Raw genomic sequence first — 20,045 nt, forward strand, 5'->3', positions numbered from 1 at the left:
TATACAGAAGCCATGATCTGCCCCAGTTTTCACTGTATATATAAGCAGTAGTTGTATTTAGTTTTTTTCAACAACTCGCGGGGTTATTTCTTGTATTTTACAACAACAAAAAAACAACAAAAAAACAATAAAAAAACAATAAAAAAACAACAAATATAAATCCCTTGATTTACATTAAGATACAGAGTTAGACTGGAAATATTAAAAAACTAAAAGGATTTTCTGTCTGCAACTTGTGGGTTTATATCCTTTGAATAAGCTGTTAGCTGCACAAAGATGAAATTCGAACTAATTAAATATACAGACTTAAATCGGAAGTATTTCGAAGAATCTCTTACTTGGGCTCAATACTATGAGCCGGAAGACATCGATACTCTCGAAGAACTTGGTTTTGACCGTAAAGTGGTATCGGCGGAGTTGGAAAAAATTGGATGGTCTGACGAGTACTGGTTCGCCGTCCCAGAAGATACTAAAATTGGTTCATTTATGTTTGAGCACCGAAAGGCCGATTTCATAACCAAGTCAGGTAAGCATTTAAGTGGCTATGTCGTTAACTCGGGACATTGTGTTTGCATATTTGGTGCAGAAAGGGAATGGGATATAAATATAAACCTTCTTGATCTGCTTGAAGAGGAAATTGGTGAACTTAAAGATGATGTGGGTCTAGCAAAGAGTGAAGAGCTATTGCCTTTAGAGGTAAGAATTCCGTTTAAAGGTGTTCAATTTACATTCGCAGAGAGCAGCTAACACATATGAGCCTTAACTCTGTCAACAGGCACTAGTATTTTTTTTGACCGTTTTAATAAAGTGACGGTCAATTCTAAATCAATAAACAAATTCGTTTACTTCGTCTGTCGATGCGGCTGTTAAGCAAGTAGCTTACGGCAAACACATATAAGGTGCGTTACGCAGTAATCGCTTATTACGATCTCATCGCAGCCAGATTTTTCCCATATCCTTTTGGGGTTGCTGGGGCACTAGACATTCATCGGTTAACCTAATCATGGCACTATTCAAGGCGGCTGGTTTCATCATTGTGATCCAGTTAGATTAAGGTGCGTAACGCAGTTATCAAGTCAGGTGTAAGCGACTTTGTTTATTGTATTAATGCACGCGTACTGAGCGTCTAATCAAGGCAAGTGGCTTAGGTCTGTAGGCATATAATCAGGTTAAACCTTGTTGGTTATTAACTCACCCAATTGATTGATGCTCAGCCTTATATCCAGTTAGATGTTCAGCTCACTCAGTACCGTGACTAACTCTTTAAGAATTTCGCTTCATCGAATACCGTCTCTTTTTTAAGCATATAATAAACACAGCGACCAAGCTTATGTGCAAGCGCTGACAGTGCTTTGGCTTTGCTCATTCGCTTTTGTAGTTTTTCAAGGTATTTGTTGGCGTTGTGATTGTGACGCAGCAGCAATACAGCGGCTTCGGAGAACGCCCATTTTAGATGTGCATTGCCAATTTTATTGCCTTGTGTGCCGTAAGTTTTACCAGCTGACTCCGCTTTGCATTTGACTAACCGACTGTATGAAGCGAACTTTTGTACGCTTGAAAAACGATTGATGTCACCAATTTCGTAAATGATGGTGAGTGCTAGAATGCGGCCTATACCATTAATTGTTTGCAAAATATTAAGGTGGACAGGGTTGTGCTGCTTGGCCATTTGTTCAATATAATGCTCTAAAGGCTTAAGCTCCTTATGATAGCAATCAAGTATAGCCATGTTTAAATTAATAGAGCGTTGTACAACGGGATCAGGAAAGTAATAGCGCATTTTTTCTCTGTCGCAGACGTTCTTTAAATTGACATTATGGGCAGGTAAATTGTACTGGCTGGCAGTATTGGCGACATGGGCTTTTAAATCAGCGCCATGACGGACGATTTTAGTTCTGCGCCTTAATAAGTCGCGTGTTGCACGCATATCTTTGTCATAAACATAAGCAAGAGGGAAATTACCACCACGGATGAGTTTGGCAATTTTATGTGAATCTATTTTATCGTTTTTAGCTTTACCGCCATGAATCGCTTTCATATACAAAGCATGACCAAGGATAAAATCGATAGTGTGTTCTTTGCAAAAGTCAGCGACCCAATACCAACAGTGCATGCACTCTACGCCAACCACAATGTCACCGATATACGGTTTAAGTAGTTTTAGCAGTGCGTCAGGATCATCTTTAATTTTCTTGTGAACAAGGATAAGTCCTGTATTATCAATGATACAAACATAAAGTAATCGCGCGTGTAAATCGATTCCACAATAATATGGATGCATGTTATTGTAAAAGTTCATTGAGCTTTCTCCTGTAAGGTTGGTTGCCATTTCAGCGTAGCGAATAATCGCGATGCTGGGGAGGAGGCTCAATGAGTATCAAGCAAATTAATCAGGACTAAAAAACGTTGGCTAGTTTCGCTACGCTCACTATTTTAGCCAACATTTTTAGCCCATTATTTGGGCGTTATGAGCCATGAGCACTGATAGAGAAAATGCCAATTACTGGTACAACGAGCTAGTGGAAGGCCTACGCTTAATTGCTAGTGAGTTTGATGTTCAAGAAAGAGCGCTGCCAGACTTTGTTCACCTTCCCGATGAAGTCTTGAACGCTGTGGACCTTGATACCTTAAGCTTGGTAGTCGAGCTCGGTCTTGTAACTCAGGAACAAACCGAAAAAATCAAACAGCTTGATTGTGCTCTGGAGAATATCGAATTGCCTAGCAATTACGAGGCAATGATAGAGGATATGAAAAATGGAAATAGCTTTAATACTTTAAGGAAGATGGCGCATGAGGTGTTAAATAGCTTGGGTCAAACTTACAAAGAACCAGCTACGAGCGCGGTCTATGTCAAAAGCTCATAACAAAGCAAGTCAATCTGACAGCTTACACTCCGCTTTGTTTTATGCGGGAAAAGCATCGCATAAAACCAAGCTCCATTACAGCTGCAGTTGCTTGCGGCGTTATGTTTTTAAGGGAGTATACGAATGAATAAGTGGATGACAAAGAAAAGAATTATTACGTTGGCAACGTTGCCAGTGGCAGGCTTGAGTTTCACAATTCTTTTAAATTTTCTCGCCGGACCCGGATACTCAACTTCAATAAATCAGGGGGCAGTTGCTGTGTACCTCCTTGGTTCTGTCTTATGGTCTGTTGCCGCAATTACTGCTGGCGTGTATATGTATTCAAAGTGCAGCTCAATGAATACCAAAAAATTTATACCAGGAATTTTCTCAGTTTTTATAGGTGCAGGCTTGCCGTGGATAGTTGGCATGCAACTATGACAGCCAAACATAACAATCGCCATCAAAAACGCGCCCGTTGGGTGCTCGACTCGCAACAAGTTGCTCGCGTTTTTGGTGGCGTTATATTTCTTTAGCATGGAGCATACCTTTGAAGAATTTTGTTTTAATTATATTTTGTTTGTTTTTAATTAGTTGTAAATCAACTCAGTCTAAATCCGATAGCCTTCAGTTTGGAGTTAATTTAAATACGCATCCTGAACTTACAAAAGCTGAGAGATCTCTATGGTTTGGTTTCAGTTTTGGTTTAGGTACTTGTATTCAAAATGAGGGTGCCTCATATAATAACTTTCCAATTTCTTGTGAAGTTACAGCAAGAACAATTATGGCTCAAATGTATGAGAATGAACCTGATAAAAGTGCCTATAAAGATGTTTATGCTAGAGAGCTTTATTCCGTATATAAAGCTGGGTTCATAGAGCAATATGTGTGGTTCTTCCATAACCAAAAAGAATGGAACAAGCCAAGAAACATCGAAAAGTATAAAATATGGGCATCTAAAAATTTAACGACACATAATCAACAAACGAAGTTTGTGGGTAAATATCAATAAATATAACAAGCACCTCAAAAAAGGACGTAAAAAGCTTGGCTTGCGTCACTTCGTTTCTAATTTTAGCCAAGCATTTTACGCCTGTTAGGCGAACGTTTTGGTATGACTCCCACTGTCAAGTTAAGCACACTGATCCTTGCCTAACTTTTTAAGCCATAATTACTTCAGCTCGAATTAGAGCGAGTTAATACATAGGATAAAGCAAGTAATGTCGTCGGTTATCTTGCTGATATGACTATAGGCGTCCTGCCTTTCGTAAATCAGCTACGCTGTTCAAAATTGTTCCATACAATTTTGTCGTTGGTTATTACTATTTCTAGTAACAGAGCAAACCTTACTTAGTACGTCCTGTGGGGGTCACCGATGGCCCCTGTCTTCAGTCTATGTTCGTGGTTCAATGCAGTGTTAGCTGCATTGCCATCCTAACGCCGTCGGTGGTTGTGCCACATCCGATGCTTGATCCCATGCATTAACTCTAATTCGTTTATCATGCGGGTACTCTTGCCAATCTAAGTTTTGTATTCACTGGCGTAAGTACCACTTCTTTTGCAATGGTCTGTATGTACGCAATCATTTCTCGGGCAATTTCGGTGAAAACCAAGTTGTAGTGTTTTCCTTTGGCTATCATTTTTTTATAGCGCTTGCAGAGCCTAAGCTGTGCTTTCCACGCAATATCAATAATGTCTTTTGGTAAACCTTCTTGTCGTTTTTGCATATCTGTGGATATATTTGCTGCATACCGATAAGTGTGCACCTTCAAGAGAAGGCGTCTTGCTCGGCCGTTTCCGCACTTTGTGATGGCGCCAATATGGCGTTTGCCACCACTCGAGTATCAGGGCGGTCTAAAGCTTCCATCAGCAACATAGCATCCGCTTGGCTCAGTTTTAAAGTCTGTTCACGTTCGATGACTTGTTTAGCTTTTTAGATTGCAGCGCTTAGAACAAACGAGTTGATGTTAGACATGCCGGCGATCGCGGCGGCCTTATTAAGTAAGTCTTGTGTATCGACATCAACTCTAGCGGTGATGCGAAGCAAAGTAGTAGCCATAATTATATCTCCTATTGTGCCAAAATGTCACATAGGTATTAGGGTCTTAAAGTGTGTAATAAACAATTATTGTGTCACTTTGGCACGCAAACTAATCGGGTAGCCGGCGGTTTCTAAGCTCCACATCACCCATCATGGGCTTTTTATTTACAGGAAGCAAAACAGTAAGGTCAGGTCTTGCGTTTTATTATAAAAGTCAAAAAGAAAGATCTGATCCTGCCTCCGCCACAGTGCCAACTTAGCCTTAATGGTATATTTTTATTAAGATGCCAGTAAAAAACGGCTCTGGTTCTAAAATTGGTGTACGCTTGTCTTATTCGCTATTCGTAAGCTGCGCTTTAAACTGTTTTAGTTGCTGACAGTAAATAGATCGATATCACTAAGGATGTGTTGATGAATACCGTAATAGCGGCTTTGCCGATTATTATTTTAATTTGGTTAATGACTAAGCGCGATCCGCTTCCTTCATATATTGCGCTGCCAGCCATGGCGTTATTAACTGGGCTTTTACAGCTAGTTTATTTTCGTGCTGATTGGCAATTAGTCGCCGCTAATATGCTGGCTGGTGGTTTATCGGTTGCTACGCCTATTTCTATTATTGCCGGTGCTATTTTGCTCAATAGGTTGTTAGCTATTTCTGGTGCTGAAGCAACGATTAAAAGCTGGTTAGAATCAATAAGCAGTAATCCTGTTGCGCAACTAATGATCATCGGTTGGGCGTTTGCCTTTATGATTGAAGGTGCCTCTGGATTTGGCACTCCAGCTGCAATTGCAGCTCCTTTATTGGTTGGTCTAGGTTTTGCGCCGCTTAAAGTCGTGGTGTTTACGTTGATATTAAACTCTGTGCCTGTGTCGTTTGGTGCTGTGGGTACTCCCACATGGTTCGGTTTTTCGAGTTTAAATTTAGCACCAGAGCAAATACTGGCTATATCACAATGGACTGCGTTATGTCATGTTGTTGCGGCAATGGTCATTGTGCCCATTGCCTTGCGGTTTGTGTTATCTGCAGAGGTGATCCGTCGCAATGGGATCTATATTTACTTAAGCATTTTTTCCTGCGTGTTACCTTATTGGTGGATAGCGCAATGGAATTACGAATTTCCTTCTTTACTTGGTGGCGCTATCGGCCTAGTACTGAGCGTTGTGTTTGCTAAATTTAATATTGGTTTAAGCACCGCAGACAAACAGATAACGCACAGCGTGAACATTTCGCGCAAAACACTGCTTATTGCGTTATCGCCATTATTGTTACTGATAATTGTTTTGTTGCTCACGCGAATTCAGCAGTTAGGCATTAAAGACTGGTTAAATAACGACAGTGCCTGGTTAGCGGCCGATTTGAGCTTTGCGCAATTTCAACTTAGTGCAGCCTTAATAATCTCACTGCAAGATATTTTTGCCACAGGGGTTAGCTGGTCGTATAAAACGTTGTATGTACCTGCCATTATTCCGTTTGTACTTGTGGTGGCGGTGTGTTTGCCGTTATTAAAAATGAATACTAAACAAGTTAAACAAATGTGCAACGAAACAGCGCAACGAATCGTTTTACCTTGTGTTTCGTTATTGGGCGCATTGATTATGGTTAATTTTATGATGCTAGGTGAACACAACGCACCAATTTTTTATATGGCACAATCGTTTGCGCAACTGAGTGGTGAGAATTGGACCTTGTTTGCGGCTTTTCTCGGTGCTTTAGGAACATTTTTTTCCGGCTCAGCAACGGTCTCTAACCTAACTTTTGCTGGTATTCAATACAGCATAGCGCAGCAGGTGGGCTTACCGACTACATTAATACTTGCACTACAGTCCGTTGGTGCAGCAATGGGTAATATGGTCTGTATAAGTAATATTATCGCGGTGGCAAGTATTGTTGGTTTAAATAACCAAGAAGGCGTGGTGATCAAAAAAACAGTGCTGCCGATGCTGATTTATGCTGCAATTATTGGCATATTTAGTTATGTGTTTTTTTAATGTCTGTTAACCTGCTCGTGTCATGCTAATAACGCTTTTCGGTAGCTATAGGGGAAATTTTGATATTGACAACGTATTTGTGCATAATTTTTTTAAGATCTTATTTGCACAAAGAAAAGGCAGTGCGAGGTTTTAGGTTTGAGGTTTTAGGTTTTAGGTTCGAAGCCCGACGCCCGTAACCCTCTGTGTGAATAATTCCTTTGCGCGGCATAAAGCCCCGCCTACAATAAACCTCGATGTTGACCTTATCCGTAGGCGGGAGTTTACCTCGCGCATATTTGACAGTTCTAGGTGCGTTGCTCGATGCTCGATGCCCGTTGCTCGATGCCCGTTGCTCGATGCTCGATGCTCGTTGCCCGTTACTCGAGGCCCGTTGCTCGATGCTCGTTGCCCGTTACTCGAGGCCCATCGCCCTGAACTTTTTATCTAATTGATATATTTTGTTTTAAAAGATAAGCCTGTGCTTCATCTGTATGGGGTTTAAATTTTTTCCAGCGGCCTACGGCCTTGTTGTTAAGCGGTTGGCGCACTTGCATTTTGCTGGCGGTTGATACCGGTGCAGTGTTTAAATGAAAGTCTAGGCACTGTGGTTGCCAGCCTAAATCGCAATAGCTCACTAACTCTTTGATTATTTGCTCAGGTGCAGCCACGAGCTGTTCGTATTTTACTAGTTTAATATTGCTGTGCAGGGCGCTAAAGTGCTGCATTAGTTTATAAAAACGGCTGTAAAATTTAGCGGTGTCGAGTAAGTTTAACGAGTAAGCATAATACGGATTATTAATGGTAAATAGCTGACGATAGTTACCAATACAGGTGTCCATGGGGTCGCGCAGTAGGCAAATTATTTTGGCGTTTGGCAGTGCTTTGCTAATTAAGTCGATATAAAAAAAGTTAAATGGTAGTTTATCAATAAAGTGTTTATGAGTGCCGGTAACTACGCGGGTGGCTTGTAAATATAATTCGCCGAGCTGCTTATAATCTTGTTGGTAAGCATTAGTTAAGGTTTCTTCATCAAGCACATGCGGTGTTTGAGTTTGGGCAATTTTTTTTACGCTTAGGCCAAAATCTTGCAGCTCGCCCGCCGATTGTACGTCGCTGTGACTTGATAAAATTCGCTCAACTAATGTGGTGCCTGAACGTGGCATACCTAATACAAAAATTGGCTCACAGCTTTGGTTGCCAGCTGTTTGTTGGTTTTTGTACTTATCACTGAGCTGTTTAATATGTGCGAATAGTGCCTCAGACGCTTGATTATCAAACGCCTTATTAGCGAGTTTTGCTGCTTTACCTTGTTGTAACGCGGCAAAGGCTGCTGAAAATTCTCCTAGGTCTTGATATTCTTTTGCCAGCGCATGGCCAATATGTAGTTTAGCGTCAGGGTGATTAACCTGTTCAAATACGTTTTTTAATCGCGCTATGTGGTTATTTTGCTCGGTCACTTTAGTTAAATCGGCTAAAGCAAAATGGCTTTGATGATGAAGCGGATGCAGTGCTATGGCATGTTCAAACGCGTGTTGCGCTTTATCAAACTGGCCTAAAAATTTAGCGCATACTCCATAATTATAATAAAACTGTGGTTGGTTGCTGTTACTCGCCTTAGCTAAATGTAACGCGCATTTAAAATACTCAGCCGCTTGCTGATGTAAACCCGCTTGGGTGAGCGCTACGCCTAACGTATCGGCATCGAGTGCTTTACTAATATCTTCAAGTTTAACGCTGAGTGCGGTGCTTTTCGCTTTTTTTAAGTCACCCGTTAGGGCATAACATTTAGCAAGCTGCGCGGAATATTCAATAGATTGCGCTAAACTAAGTGCTTTTTCAATCAGCTTTATTGCTTTATAAATTTGGCCAACTTGTAAATTAACCATGGCGAGCAAAAAGTAGCCATCAGCAAAGTCAGGTTTTTGTGTTACTAGCTCAACCAGTGCTTTATGCGCTTGCTGAATATTGCCTTGGTTTAAGTTGTTTATAGCGCTTTGGTGAAGTTGCTTTAAGTTTGGCTGCATGAATACTCTTATAAATAATGTACTTATGAAATAAAAAGGCCCAAATTAATTTGAGCCTTTTGATTGTACTTAAACTTATCGTTTAATTACATTTCAAACTTGTTGCTTAATTATATTTCAAACATATAGTTAAATTTAATGCCAACAGTCAGCGGGCGATTAATATAGTAGCCATAGTTACGTTGTATTTCAGCACCATTGGCCGTGGTAATGTCTGCATCTGAGCGACGAACTGAGGTAACCGCATATTTATTAAACAGGTTATCTATATATAACGTAGTCGACCACGCATCGGCGGTTAATTTAGCTGAAATATTACTTAAGCTATAACCTGGGAGTACTTCACCGTTGTCACGTAGGCCTACTTTTGAAATTACATCACTTTGTGCAGTTAAACCGTAGTTAATATCTAAGGTTTTATCATTTAATATTTCTGTTTGGTAGTTAATCCCCATAGAGAACTGATGCTCTGGCGAGCCTGGTAAACGGTCGCCATCTTGCGCGCCATCAGTGCCGTCGGCATTAAATAAATACGGGGCGTCTGAGGTTAGTTCTGCCTTTGTATAGGCATAAGTGGCATAGGCTGTAAATGCGTCTGATAAAATGGCACGGGTGGCAATTTCAACCCCTTTCGCATTTGCGCTACCTGCATTTGACAGGTACGGTAATTGACCAACGGCGGTAGCGCCAGCAATTTGTGCGTTATCCCAATCAACATTAAATAGTGCGGCGTTAAAGTGTAATTGGCTTCTCATCCACGTACTTTTAAAGCCGAGCTCGTAGTTAGTGGTGGTATCAGCGTCGTACAGCATTTCGTCAGGTGTACCACAACCTGTTTGTTGATCTGTAGGCAAAGGAGTTGGGCAAGGTACTAGCCCATTTGAGCCACCAATTCTAAAGCCTTCGCTAATGGTTGCATACGCCATTACTGAATCTGTAAATTGGTACTTAGCATTAAATTTGAAAAGGTTGCCGCTATCACCGGCTTCGTTTTCTTCAAAGTTAACTGAAATTGCATCAGGAGCAGCACCTTCATACAAGGTATTTGCTAACGGAAAGTCAAAGGCCGCTTTTGATTCTACATCGTATTCGTAAAAACGTGCACCAATGGTAATGTCGAGTTTATCGGTTACTTGGTAACCCACTTCACCAAACAGTGCAGATTCAGTGACTTTGCTGCCCGTAATTTCTAAATACTCTAATGAGTCTGGTCTTAGTTGCGCACCGCCAAAGTTATCAACCGCGAATTGATCAAACCCTGGAGTGTACTCTCTGCTTGATGCATCCGTGTCGGTTTTGTTGTAAAAACCACCGACAATCCAGCTTACATCGCTATCACTTTGTGAGACTAAACGTAGTTCTTGGGTGAAGGTGTCTTTTTCGTCAATTTCACGGGTATACGCTGAAAACGAAGGGAACTCTTCGTAGCCATAATCTAAACGAATTAACAGGTCTGTTTGGTCGCGCTGCCCATCGGCGTCAAATTGTGAAATACCGGTAGCCGATACCAGCTCGGCAAACCCTAAGTCGGCTTTAAGTTCAAGGCTCAATAATTGATCTTCTTTTACCCGTGGTTCTGCATAACGGTACGCAGACTCGTATTTGCCAATACGATCACTTAAACCATTATTAGCATTAAGACTGTTATGATGAACAATAGAACGACCTTCGGTGTCTTGCTTTTGGTAGAAGTAATTTAATGTACCTTCGAATGACTCATTTGCTTTATAACGCAATGAAATACGGCCAGTTGTGGTTGTTTCACCGTTGGCGTCTTTTACATTTTTAAGATTGCTGTTTATCGCATCAGAGTTTGTCCAATCAGGATCGGTAATCGACACACCGGGTTCGCGCACTGTGTAGGCATAATCAATAAACCCGGGATCTTCATAAATATTTAAGCTGGTACGTACAGCAAGTTTGTCTTCAATTAATGGTAAATTTAAGATAAAGCCCGCTTCACCACCGATTGAATCACTTTCTTGGGTTTGAAAAACATCACCGTAAACTTCACCTGAGGTAAAATCAAGCTCTGGCTCTTTAAGCATGTAGCGAATAGCACCGCCTAATGTACCGGCTCCATAAAGTGTGCCTTGTGGGCCAATAAGCACTTCCACTCGCTCTACATCAACTAAGCGCATATCAACTGATACTGGAATTTCGTTAATATAAGTGGCCACTGTACCACCATCTGATGAAGGACCTGATGAATTTGTATTCAAACCACGCACTATAATAGGTGAGCCAGAACGACCACCTTGATCGGTTATGGTTAAACCCGGTACCCAACGTGCAACATCAGCCAGTTCACTGATGTTTTGATCTTTCATTACATCGGCATCAAGTGCAGTAATGTTTAATGGGGCTGCTTGAATAGAGCCACTTCGGCGAGTTGCTGTTACCTCAATCACTTCGAGTGATTTATTTTTTTCAATAACTTGCTCTTGCGCTACTGCATTAGCGCTAAATAAAACTCCGCTCAGTGCGCTTGATACAGCCAAGGTTAACAGGCTTGGTTTAAACATAAAAAATGATCCCAGTTAGATTAGATGTGTTTTGAATAAGCGATAATAATATCAGGAGGGGTGAGTGATTAAAATAAAAAAGTGAATTTTAATTCACCTTTAAAGAATAATAATTAAATTTGATGTGGCGCAACGTATATACATGTATTTTTAAATCCACTTGCTAGGTATTTTATTAGCACTTACTCTATGAGCTATGTGTGCTTAACACGTTTTTTATCTCGTTTTGTACCAATTTCATTAAATGAATAATTTTTAACGCAGATAGCGAATTACTCAATACGCTATTAATAAAATTGGTATTACTATGTTATTAAAAGGATTATCAATGACGCGCTTGGCATTAAGCATAATCATGTATAGCTTATGTTTATTTATTTGTATGTCTGTTGCTGCTGGGCAATCGCAACAGCCCCAATTAAATGAGCGTGCCAAAATTGGTTTAGTACTCAGTGGCGGGGGAGCAAAGGGCGCTGCTCATGTAGGTGTATTAAAAGTACTAGAGGCGCATAATATTGCAGTTGATTATATAGCCGGTACAAGTATTGGCGCTTATGTAGGTGCTATGTACGCACTTGGATATAGTGCTGATGATATTGAAACTATTATGTTACAAGGTGCTTGGGATACAGGCTATTCCGACTCAATACCCAGAGAGCATTTAAGCTATCGAGATAAACAGTTACGCGACCGCTATAATATTCCAATCAATATTGGCATTAGCGAAGGTAAAATTAAAATTCCTAAAGGGCTGATTCACGGGCAAAGTGTGTCGCAGCTACTTTATTATTCAACCGATAGAGTGAAACAATTCGATAGTTTTGACGATCTTGCTATTGGTTTTCGGGCTGTAGCGACAAATTTAGCAACGAATGAAGCCGTCATATTAGATAAGGGGAGTATAGTAAAGGCAATCCAAGCTTCTGCTGCTGTACCCGGTGCCTTACAGCCTATTGTTATTAATAATCAATTATTAGTTGATGGTGGTATCGCGAACAATTTACCCGTTGATGTTGTTAAAGCCATGGGGGCGGATATTGTTATTGCTGTTGACATTGGCTCGCCACTTGTTAGTACAGATAAGCTAAACTCCACCGTTGCTGTATTAGAGCAGCTATCAACTATGCTTACGCAAGCGAGTACCGCTAAACAAAAAAAATTATTAAATGACAGTGATATATTGTTACGTCCCGATATAGACGAGCTTAGCACAACCGACTTTAGCATAATGGCGCAAGCATTAGCACTTGGCGAACAAGCCGCACAGGAGCAGCTTGGTCAACTAACAAAATTATCGCTCAATGAGGGTCAATATCAGTATTATGTTAATAATAAAAAGCAAAAACGCGCACTATGGCTAACCTCCGTTGGTAAACCAATTTATAAAGTTGAAGTGCAGGGGGCTTCAGCAGTTAACGAACAGCTAATAAAACAACGTTTAAATATTAAAGACGGGCAAATTGTTAATAAAGAAGAGTTAGACGCAGCCATTATGCGTGTTTACGCTTTAAATCAATTTGAACGAGTTGAAGCTGAATTTATTGATACGCCTCAAGGGCGTAAACTGGTTGTTGCGCCTAAGCCTAAATCGTGGGGGCCTAATTATTTTTATGCTGGGTTTAACTGGGAAGACGATTTTAACTTTGATTCTGCAGTTTCATTAAATTTAGCCTACACAATGAGCGACATTACAGCAGATGGCGCACAATGGCGAAACGAATTAGAGTTTGGTTTTCAAAAGCGTTTATCAACTGAGCTTTATCAACCCCTTGATATAAACAAGCGCTTTTATGGTATTGCTAATTTTCAATACGAGAGACAGCGATGGGACTTTTTAGCATTAAATTCACTGGATTACGATTTGAAACATCGTTCATCCTCTTTACTTTTTGGATTAGGTTTTAATTATTCCCATTACACAATCTTTGAAGCTGGACTGATAGGTGAACGAGGCTCAGTAGCAAATAGCTTTTTATTTAACGATGACGTAGATTACAAAACACTAGGCGGATACTTTAAAATAGCGCATGACACCTTAAACAGCATTAGTTTTGCAACACGAGGTAATCGATTTAGCCTAACAACCTACTATCGCGATGAAACATACGAAACATCCACCTTAGATCTTGCCTTAAAATTAAATAACACCCGCGAAAAAACATGGCAAATTAATGCAGACTGGAAGGGCGCTTTTAGTATTGGTAACAACACTATTTTAGGTAAAGTGGAAATGTCTACGGTTGAGAGTGATGCCGGTCTATCGGTACACTTTAGCCAGCTTGGTGGCTTTTTAAACCTATCAGGGTTTCGTAAAAATGAATTGGTTGGCGCGCATAAACTTTTTGGTGCAGTGATTTATCAGCATAATTTAGGGCATAAAATGCCTTTATCTAATATGCCTGTTTATTTAGGTCTCAGCCTTGAGGCGGGTAACGTGTGGTACAAGCAAAAAGATATAGATTTAAATGATCTAATTTATTCTAGCAATCTTTATTTAGGGACCGATACCTTACTTGGTCCCGCTGGGTTAGGCTTTGGTTATACTGATAGCGGCGAAAGCGCGCTTTATTTTTTCATTGGTACGCGCTTTTAATACCACCTATACCGACAAAACTAACGCCTAAGCCTTTGGTTTTGAAGTCGATAAAGAGCTACCTAAAGAAGCAATAATCACTAACGCAATAGCCAGCCATTGTAAAATGCTTAATAGTTCTCCTAAAATAATGAGTCCCGCTAATGCTGCAATGGCCGGTTCAAGGCTCATTACAATACTAAAGTTTTGAGGAGACATATTACGCAGTGTGATCATTTCTAAAGTGTAAGGCAAAGCGCTTGAAAGCACGGCAATTCCAATACCCAACGGGATAATACCCCAGGTAAAAGCAGCACTTTGCGATATGCCACCATAGGGCACAAGTACAATAGCAGCAACGGTCATGCCCATAGCCACCGTTGCCCCCCCAGAGCTTTGGCTGCCAGTTTTTTTGCCAAATAAAATATAACCTGCCCAACACGCACCCGCTGCAAGGGCTAAAATGACGCCAATTGGGTCTAAACTTTCTTGGCCTTTCATATCAGGCAAAAGCAATAAAATACCAGCCACAGCACAGGCAACCCAAAATAAATCGCGTTTTCTGCGAGATGAAAATAAAGCAACAGCCAGTGGCCCGGTAAATTCAAGTGCAACACCAATGCCCAGCGGAATACGCTCGATGGCGTAATAAAATAGAATGTTCATGCCGCCTAGGCTCAAACCATAAATTAATATGGGTAAGCGTTGGCTTGCAACCGGAAAGTGTCTCCAAGGTTTAAAAATTAAACACAAAATAGCAGCAGAAAAACCTAAACGTAACGCGGTTGTACCCTCAGGGCCAACAATAGGGAAAAGCTGCTTAGCCAGTGAAGCCCCAGACTGAATAGTGATCATTGCAAGCAATATGCATAAAATAGCCAGTAATAGCTCTTTGGTTGATTTTTGCATGGTCGTCCTTAAATATTGCCATTTAATTGCGGCGCATATTACCTGCTTTTACCTACGCAGGTAAATGTAAATTAGCGTTTTACATGGAGTTCCCAGTGATGAGTGGCTATCACTGGGCTGAATAAAAACAAGCTTTACTCAGTTTTAAGATTGAGATTGCGGGTACTGAGGGCTGACTGATTGAGTAAAAATTTATAGTTCAGTTTTACTATCTGCAGGGTATATAACGCCCAATTGTGCGCGGGCGGTATCGAGTACCGTCATCACATCACGTGAAAGTTGGTGGTTGTTAATATGTGACTCTGATGTATTTTGCTCAATCATCTCAATAAAGTGCGCCACTTCATACTTCATAAAATGCTCATCAAAATCTGCACTTATTGTTTCTTTTTGGCCATTATTAGCGATGAATTCCACTTTTTTTAGTTGCGATACAGCTTCAATACGAATACGGCCAAACTCACCTTGTATTTCGGTTATGTTCTCGCCTTGCGATATTTTTGAATAACTAATTACCGCTTGTTTATCTGCATAATTTAAAAGTACATCGCCGGCACCATCAACACCGGTTTCTAGTAATACGCCACTGGCATGCACACTGTTTGGTGCGCCCCACAGTGCTATAAGTATATAAAGCGGGTAAATACCCAAGTCTACTAATGCGCCGTTAGCAAATTCAGGTAAAAAGGTATTAGGGCGCTCGCCGTTTTTGAGCTTATCGTAACGTGACGAGTATTGGCTAAATTGACCAATAAATTTACGCGGTGTACCAATTCTTTTTAACGCGTTTTTTAAAACAGCAAAGTTAGGTAAATGCGTTGTCATCATCGCTTCCATGTACAAACGTTGATGTTTTTGAGCAGCCGTTAAAATAGCAGTAAGCTCATGGCTATTTGCTGCTGAGGGTTTTTCGCCAAGTACGTGTTTGCCCGCAGCTAAACATTGCACAGCATAATCTTTATGCAGGCTATTTGGTGCGGCAATATATACTGCATCTACAAGCTCGTCTTGGCAAACAGCGTCAATGGAGGTAAATATTTTTGCTTGAGAGTGAGTGGGGTGCTTAGCTAAAAATCGCTCAGCGCTACTTTCTGCCCGAGAACACACACCGTATAAATTAAAATTACTCAGAGTACTTGCCGCATCGAGTAGTGTGTCGCTAATAAAATTGGTACCTACAATCACAAAATTCATGTTTAGCCTTTTTATGTATTTTACGCAGCTTTGCAGTTTAACAATGTTTTGCTCTAAATGCGCGGGCAGAGCAGTTAAACCAGCGTTTTACACTGGCACTTAATGTGGCTTGTTCTTGATAACCTAATAGCTCGGAAATATGTGAAATAGAAAATTGGTTTTGCATTAAATAGTGTTCACATAATGCGCGGCGAGTGGCATCTTTTAGTTTTACAAAACTGGTATTATGTTTTTTAAGCTCACGGTGCAAGGTCCGTGGATGCATATTAAGTGCCGCTGCTATCGTTTGGTTTGAGCATTGAAAAAGGGGCAGCATAGGTCGAATAAGTGCACTTACTTGCGCTGGTAACGACTGAGTATGCGCATTATTGGTGGCTAAAAAGTTTAACGCGGCTTGTGCTTTGTGTTGATCGGAAACATTAAGTGGCAGTAATAAATCGTTTTTGGCGATTAAAATACCGGCGCTGTTTCTGTGCTCAATAACGTTACAGCCAAAATGCTGATGGTAAGCCCGTAAATTTGCATCAAGCTTTTGCGGTAAAAATACCTTAATGGGTTTGCATTGATTTTGGCTCACTTTTTTTAAGGTGGCGAGCGCCAGTGCAATTGTTAATTCAATAACTTGATTTATAACAGGTAATGGCTTGAGTTTTATTTCGAATGATAAAAATATATTTTGGTTATCTTCAAGTGTATGCGTGGTTAAATTAAGTGCGGGTGTATGTAAGTGCAGGTATTTAATTACCCATGTAAGCGCTTCACCTAAATCAGTTCCACTTTTAGCGGCGATAGCGATATGCCCTAAAATATCAAAACTTTGTTTGCTAGCGAGTTTAAGACCAAAACTTGGGCAGTTTAAGCTATGAGCGCAGTATTCTAAAAGTTCGGCATAATGGCGATAAGTTAAGCTTTGGGTTTCAAGGGAGTTTAACGTTACCTCAATGGCGCAATGGCGCATAATGCTTGCTGTATCACCACCTAGTTCGGTAATTAATGTATCAATTCCCTGTAAAGAAGTGGCTTTAATTAGGCTGCTCATAACAATTGCATTAGTGAAAAGGTGTCTAAAAATATCAAGTTTTTAGTAGGTAATCCATGCAAAGTAGTTTTTTTAATGGGAGATATTTTATGCATACCACCTCATTTGATTACATTGTGATTGGCGCAGGCAGTGCCGGCTGTGTTGTTGCCTCGCGATTATCTGAAAATAAAAATGTGAGTGTGTGTTTAATTGAAGCCGGCGGCCGTGACCAAAGTGCCATGGTGCAAATGCCTGCGGGAGTTGCAGCTAGTGTGCCTTATGGCATTAATAGCTGGCATTACAACACGGTGCCACAAAAAGAGCTTAATAACCGCTGTGGATTTATGCCCAGAGGTAAAGTGCTTGGTGGTTCAAGTTCAATCAATGCCATGGTGTACATTAGGGGGAATAAAAAAGACTACGACAACTGGGCCGCTATGGGAAATACCGGCTGGGATTATACCAGTTTGCTGCCTTATTTTATCAAAGCTGAAAACAACAAAACCTTTACCAACAGCCCATATCATGGTGTAAATGGCCCCTTACATGTGCAAGAGCTAAGTTTACCAAGCCCGGTTAATCAGCTGTTTTTAAAAGCATGCCAAGAGCAAGGCGTGGCCCTTAATGAGGATATTAATGCGCAGCAACAGCTAGGTGCGCGGTTATCGCAGGTCACTCAACATAAAGGGGAGCGTTGCAGTGCGGCAAAAGCGTACTTAACACCTAATTTAGCTCGTAAAAACTTAACCGTGCTCACTGATGCGCAGGTTAATAAAATTAATTTTTGTGGGAAAGTTGCAACGAGTGTAACGCTAATAATTAATAATAAAACCTATGTGATAAATGCCCATAAAGAAATTATTTTAAGTGCCGGTGCTATTAACTCTCCCCAGCTTTTAATGTTATCGGGAGTGGGGCCTGCGGATCATTTAAAGCAGCATAATATTGAAATAGTAAACGAGCTTTGTGGTGTGGGTGAGAACCTTCATGACCACTTAACCGTTGTGCCATTATATAAAGCTAAATATACGCAGGGCACATTTGGTATAAGTGTGGCTGGTGCGTTTAATATTGCAAAAGGGTGCGTTGATTGGTTTGCCAAACGTGAAGGTCAACTTACGAGTAATTTTGCAGAATCACATGCCTTTATAAAACTATTTTCCGATTCAAAAGTGCCCGATGTACAACTTGAATTTGTGATAGGGCTGGTGGACGATCACAGCCGTAAATTACACCCTGGCCATGGTTACAGTATCCACTGCAGTATAATGCAGCCTAAAAGCCGTGGCACTATTCGTTTGGCCGATAGTAACCCTGCAAGTGCACCACTCATTGACCCCAACTACTTAAGCCATCCCGATGATTTAACAGTGATGCTAACAGGATTAAAAAAAACACTGCAGATCATGCAAAGTAACGCATTTGATGAAATTAGAGGTGACATGATTTACCCGCTTGATATTAACAATGATGCGCAGCTTATTGAGTATATTAGGCAAACGGCTGAAACGGAATACCATCCTGTAGGCACTTGTAAAATGGGGCAAGATGCTATGGCGGTAGTTAATAGTCAACTACAAGTTCATGGCGTAAAAAATTTGCGTGTGGTTGATGCTTCAGTTATGCCGCATATAATTACCGGCAACACCAATGCCGGCGTGATAGCCATCGCTGAAAAAGCAGCAGATTTAATTAAACTAACTTGACTTATAAAACGCCGATAACCATTGCTGCCAGTCTTGCTCTAGTTTGACCATTTGCTGGTGTTTTTTAGCGGCAAAGTGTTTACTTTTATCTTCATCCGCTAAAAATGGCCCTACTCGGCAAAGTGAGCAGTAATTATCTGTTAAGTATGCAGGTAAAGTTAATATATTAGTCAGTTCTGGTTGGCTTTTTTCACTAAATACGTAGGTAATGCCGCTGGTGTCTTTAACGTGTTTATCACGGTCAACATTGCGAATTTTATAACCATTGAAATAGCGAATATCGAATGGCATTTGCCCTTGATACTGCGCTTTTAAATGAGTATTTAAACTGCCTTCGATATTCCATTCACGATATGGTTTCACATCTTTAGAAGTGATGTAACACAATGCAGGCCCTTGCGGGTTTAAAGCAAACTCATTGGCATATTTTATAAATTGATGTAATAAAGCACGATTAAGAACATTCATGCTGGTATGGCGGGTATTTTGCTCAAACGCATCACGACCAACAAACGCAGGAATAAGCGGAAACTGAAAAATAACCACATCAAAACCATGTAAATGCTGGCCAAGCGTTTGCCAACATTGTGGATTGGTTACATCAAAGCTATTACGTATTTCTACCTTTTGCGACTTTAAAGCATTGAGCGCATTGTCTGGGTATTTTTGCTCAATAGTTGATTGGTCGTCGTAAGTGGATGCCACTAACTTTTTTGGCTTTATATGACGATAAAGCGCATTTGAAAACGATAAATCGCCATCACCTACGGTGAGTATGTTCCAATCTGGGTTTAAGTACATGTTAGCGCGAAGGTGTGTTTAATTTTTCGATGCTATTATCTTGCCCAGTTGTTTGGTGCAATCGATACATCGCTAAGCGCGTTTTTAATCCCTCAATGGCGACCTGTTTTAAAATTAGATTAAAGCTAATTAAAATCGCAAACATAATATGAATAGGGCCATAAGTAAAACCAGCATCAGGATTATAAACAGATAAACCAAATAAAATAAGCAAAACAACCATGAGTATTTCAATAAGTTGATTTGAATAAAACGAAAGGCGACCTTCGCTTTTGTGATCTTTTTTTATGCTAATGGCGCAAAAAAATGGGATCACCTTGATTTTAAAAACCGCGTTTTTTTCTACAAAGTTTTCGCCTAAATCAGTGAGCTGTTGGCGCAATTGGTCTATCATGGTAAATCCTCAAAAAGCAGAGCGCGGATATTACCCTATAACAG

General features: G+C 40.5%; 15 protein-coding genes and 2 pseudogenes. 7 read left to right on the forward strand and 10 right to left on the reverse strand.

The features are described from left to right. Window positions 1-276 precede the first annotated feature (276 nt). A complete protein-coding gene (locus KG708_RS09920; RefSeq protein WP_213609391.1) occupies window positions 277-747 on the forward strand; it encodes a hypothetical protein in 471 nt (156 codons plus the stop codon). Window positions 748-1,255: 508 nt separating this feature from the next. Here the strand turns inward: KG708_RS09920 and KG708_RS09925 are convergent. Beyond that, a complete protein-coding gene (locus KG708_RS09925) occupies window positions 1,256-2,299 on the reverse strand; it encodes an IS110 family transposase (protein WP_213609393.1) in 1,044 nt (347 codons plus the stop codon). Between the two features lie 175 nt (window positions 2,300-2,474). Between KG708_RS09925 and KG708_RS09930 the strand changes: the two genes are divergently transcribed. From KG708_RS09930 to KG708_RS09940, 3 genes are all read left to right on the forward strand, one after another. Continuing rightward, entirely contained in the window at window positions 2,475-2,864 is a 390-nt protein-coding gene (locus KG708_RS09930) for a hypothetical protein (RefSeq protein ID WP_213609395.1), read from the forward strand. Window positions 2,865-2,987: 123 nt separating this feature from the next. After that, window positions 2,988-3,284, forward strand: a complete 297-nt coding sequence (locus tag KG708_RS09935) for a hypothetical protein (RefSeq protein WP_213609397.1) — start codon at window positions 2,988-2,990, stop codon at window positions 3,282-3,284. A gap of 109 nt (window positions 3,285-3,393) precedes the next feature. Then, on the forward strand, window positions 3,394-3,855 hold the full coding sequence (locus tag KG708_RS09940) for a hypothetical protein (protein WP_213609399.1): 462 nt from the start codon (window positions 3,394-3,396) through the stop codon (window positions 3,853-3,855). A gap of 487 nt (window positions 3,856-4,342) precedes the next feature. On the opposite strand, the pseudogene KG708_RS09945 reads toward KG708_RS09940, so the two are convergent. Beyond that, a pseudogene (locus KG708_RS09945) lies at window positions 4,343-4,687 on the reverse strand (IS110 family transposase); the annotation flags it as partial. Beyond that, window positions 4,612-4,902 (reverse strand): annotated as a pseudogene (locus KG708_RS09950) (DUF1778 domain-containing protein). The pseudogenes KG708_RS09945 and KG708_RS09950, both read right to left, overlap by 76 nt. A 393-nt stretch (window positions 4,903-5,295) precedes the next feature. On the opposite strand from KG708_RS09950, the gene KG708_RS09955 reads away from it, so the two are divergent. Next, a complete protein-coding gene (locus tag KG708_RS09955; protein WP_301003376.1) occupies window positions 5,296-6,873 on the forward strand; it encodes an L-lactate permease in 1,578 nt (525 codons plus the stop codon). A 422-nt stretch (window positions 6,874-7,295) separates the two neighbouring features. On the opposite strand, the gene KG708_RS09960 is transcribed toward KG708_RS09955, so the two are convergent. After that, window positions 7,296-8,879: a sulfotransferase gene (locus KG708_RS09960; protein WP_213609403.1), complete on the reverse strand. Its 1,584-nt coding sequence runs from the start codon at window positions 8,877-8,879 to the stop codon at window positions 7,296-7,298. Between the two features lie 110 nt (window positions 8,880-8,989). Next, on the reverse strand, window positions 8,990-11,404 hold the full coding sequence (locus tag KG708_RS09965; protein ID WP_213609405.1) for a TonB-dependent receptor: 2,415 nt from the start codon (window positions 11,402-11,404) through the stop codon (window positions 8,990-8,992). Window positions 11,405-11,732: 328 nt separating this feature from the next. Here KG708_RS09965 and KG708_RS09970 point away from each other — a divergent pair, with 328 nt between their 5' ends. Beyond that, complete coding sequence (locus KG708_RS09970; RefSeq protein WP_213609407.1) at window positions 11,733-13,997, forward strand: patatin-like phospholipase family protein; 2,265 nt, start codon at window positions 11,733-11,735, stop codon at window positions 13,995-13,997. Window positions 13,998-14,024: 27 nt separating this feature from the next. On the opposite strand, the gene KG708_RS09975 is transcribed toward KG708_RS09970, so the two are convergent. The 3 genes from KG708_RS09975 to KG708_RS09985 all read right to left on the reverse strand — a co-directional run bounded on the left by KG708_RS09975 (window position 14,025) and on the right by KG708_RS09985 (window position 17,118). Then, window positions 14,025-14,885, reverse strand: coding sequence for a DMT family transporter (locus KG708_RS09975; RefSeq protein ID WP_213609409.1), 861 nt, complete (start codon window positions 14,883-14,885; stop codon window positions 14,025-14,027). A 192-nt stretch (window positions 14,886-15,077) separates the two neighbouring features. Next, window positions 15,078-16,079 (reverse strand): Gfo/Idh/MocA family oxidoreductase, encoded by a 1,002-nt coding sequence (locus KG708_RS09980; protein ID WP_213609411.1) that lies wholly within the window; start codon window positions 16,077-16,079, stop codon window positions 15,078-15,080. Window positions 16,080-16,116: 37 nt separating this feature from the next. Continuing rightward, window positions 16,117-17,118: an AraC family transcriptional regulator gene (locus KG708_RS09985; RefSeq protein WP_213609413.1), complete on the reverse strand. Its 1,002-nt coding sequence runs from the start codon at window positions 17,116-17,118 to the stop codon at window positions 16,117-16,119. Between the two features lie 89 nt (window positions 17,119-17,207). On the opposite strand from KG708_RS09985, the gene KG708_RS09990 reads away from it, so the two are divergent. Beyond that, window positions 17,208-18,806: a GMC family oxidoreductase N-terminal domain-containing protein gene (locus tag KG708_RS09990; RefSeq protein ID WP_213609415.1), complete on the forward strand. Its 1,599-nt coding sequence runs from the start codon at window positions 17,208-17,210 to the stop codon at window positions 18,804-18,806. Here KG708_RS09990 and KG708_RS09995 read toward each other — a convergent pair. Together KG708_RS09995 and KG708_RS10000 are read right to left on the reverse strand one after the other, a co-directional pair. Then, window positions 18,798-19,607, reverse strand: a complete 810-nt coding sequence (locus KG708_RS09995; protein ID WP_213609417.1) for a class I SAM-dependent methyltransferase — start codon at window positions 19,605-19,607, stop codon at window positions 18,798-18,800. The two genes, KG708_RS09990 and KG708_RS09995, sit on opposite strands and share 9 nt — an antisense overlap. Before the next feature lies 1 nt (window position 19,608). Further along, a complete protein-coding gene (locus tag KG708_RS10000) occupies window positions 19,609-20,001 on the reverse strand; it encodes a hypothetical protein (protein WP_213609420.1) in 393 nt (130 codons plus the stop codon). Window positions 20,002-20,045 lie beyond the last annotated feature (44 nt).

Source organism: Pseudoalteromonas sp., from assembly GCF_018402495.1.
Lineage (GTDB): Bacteria > Pseudomonadota > Gammaproteobacteria > Enterobacterales > Alteromonadaceae > Pseudoalteromonas.

Bases quoted from the DNA above. Each gene is read 5' to 3' on its own strand.
- KG708_RS09920 (WP_213609391.1), top strand. From the start codon at position 277: ATGAAATTCGAACTAATTAAATATACAGACTTAAATCGGAAGTATTTC.
- KG708_RS09925 (WP_213609393.1), bottom strand. From the start codon at position 2,299: ATGAACTTTTACAATAACATGCATCCATATTATTGTGGAATCGATTTA.
- KG708_RS09930 (WP_213609395.1), top strand. From the start codon at position 2,475: ATGAGCACTGATAGAGAAAATGCCAATTACTGGTACAACGAGCTAGTG.
- KG708_RS09935 (WP_213609397.1), top strand. From the start codon at position 2,988: ATGAATAAGTGGATGACAAAGAAAAGAATTATTACGTTGGCAACGTTG.
- KG708_RS09955 (WP_301003376.1), top strand. From the start codon at position 5,296: ATGAATACCGTAATAGCGGCTTTGCCGATTATTATTTTAATTTGGTTA.
- KG708_RS09960 (WP_213609403.1), bottom strand. From the start codon at position 8,879: ATGCAGCCAAACTTAAAGCAACTTCACCAAAGCGCTATAAACAACTTA.
- KG708_RS09965 (WP_213609405.1), bottom strand. From the start codon at position 11,404: ATGTTTAAACCAAGCCTGTTAACCTTGGCTGTATCAAGCGCACTGAGC.
- KG708_RS09970 (WP_213609407.1), top strand. From the start codon at position 11,733: ATGACGCGCTTGGCATTAAGCATAATCATGTATAGCTTATGTTTATTT.
- KG708_RS09975 (WP_213609409.1), bottom strand. From the start codon at position 14,885: ATGCAAAAATCAACCAAAGAGCTATTACTGGCTATTTTATGCATATTG.
- KG708_RS09980 (WP_213609411.1), bottom strand. From the start codon at position 16,079: ATGAATTTTGTGATTGTAGGTACCAATTTTATTAGCGACACACTACTC.
- KG708_RS09985 (WP_213609413.1), bottom strand. From the start codon at position 17,118: ATGAGCAGCCTAATTAAAGCCACTTCTTTACAGGGAATTGATACATTA.
- KG708_RS09990 (WP_213609415.1), top strand. From the start codon at position 17,208: ATGCATACCACCTCATTTGATTACATTGTGATTGGCGCAGGCAGTGCC.
- KG708_RS09995 (WP_213609417.1), bottom strand. From the start codon at position 19,607: ATGTACTTAAACCCAGATTGGAACATACTCACCGTAGGTGATGGCGAT.
- KG708_RS10000 (WP_213609420.1), bottom strand. From the start codon at position 20,001: ATGATAGACCAATTGCGCCAACAGCTCACTGATTTAGGCGAAAACTTT.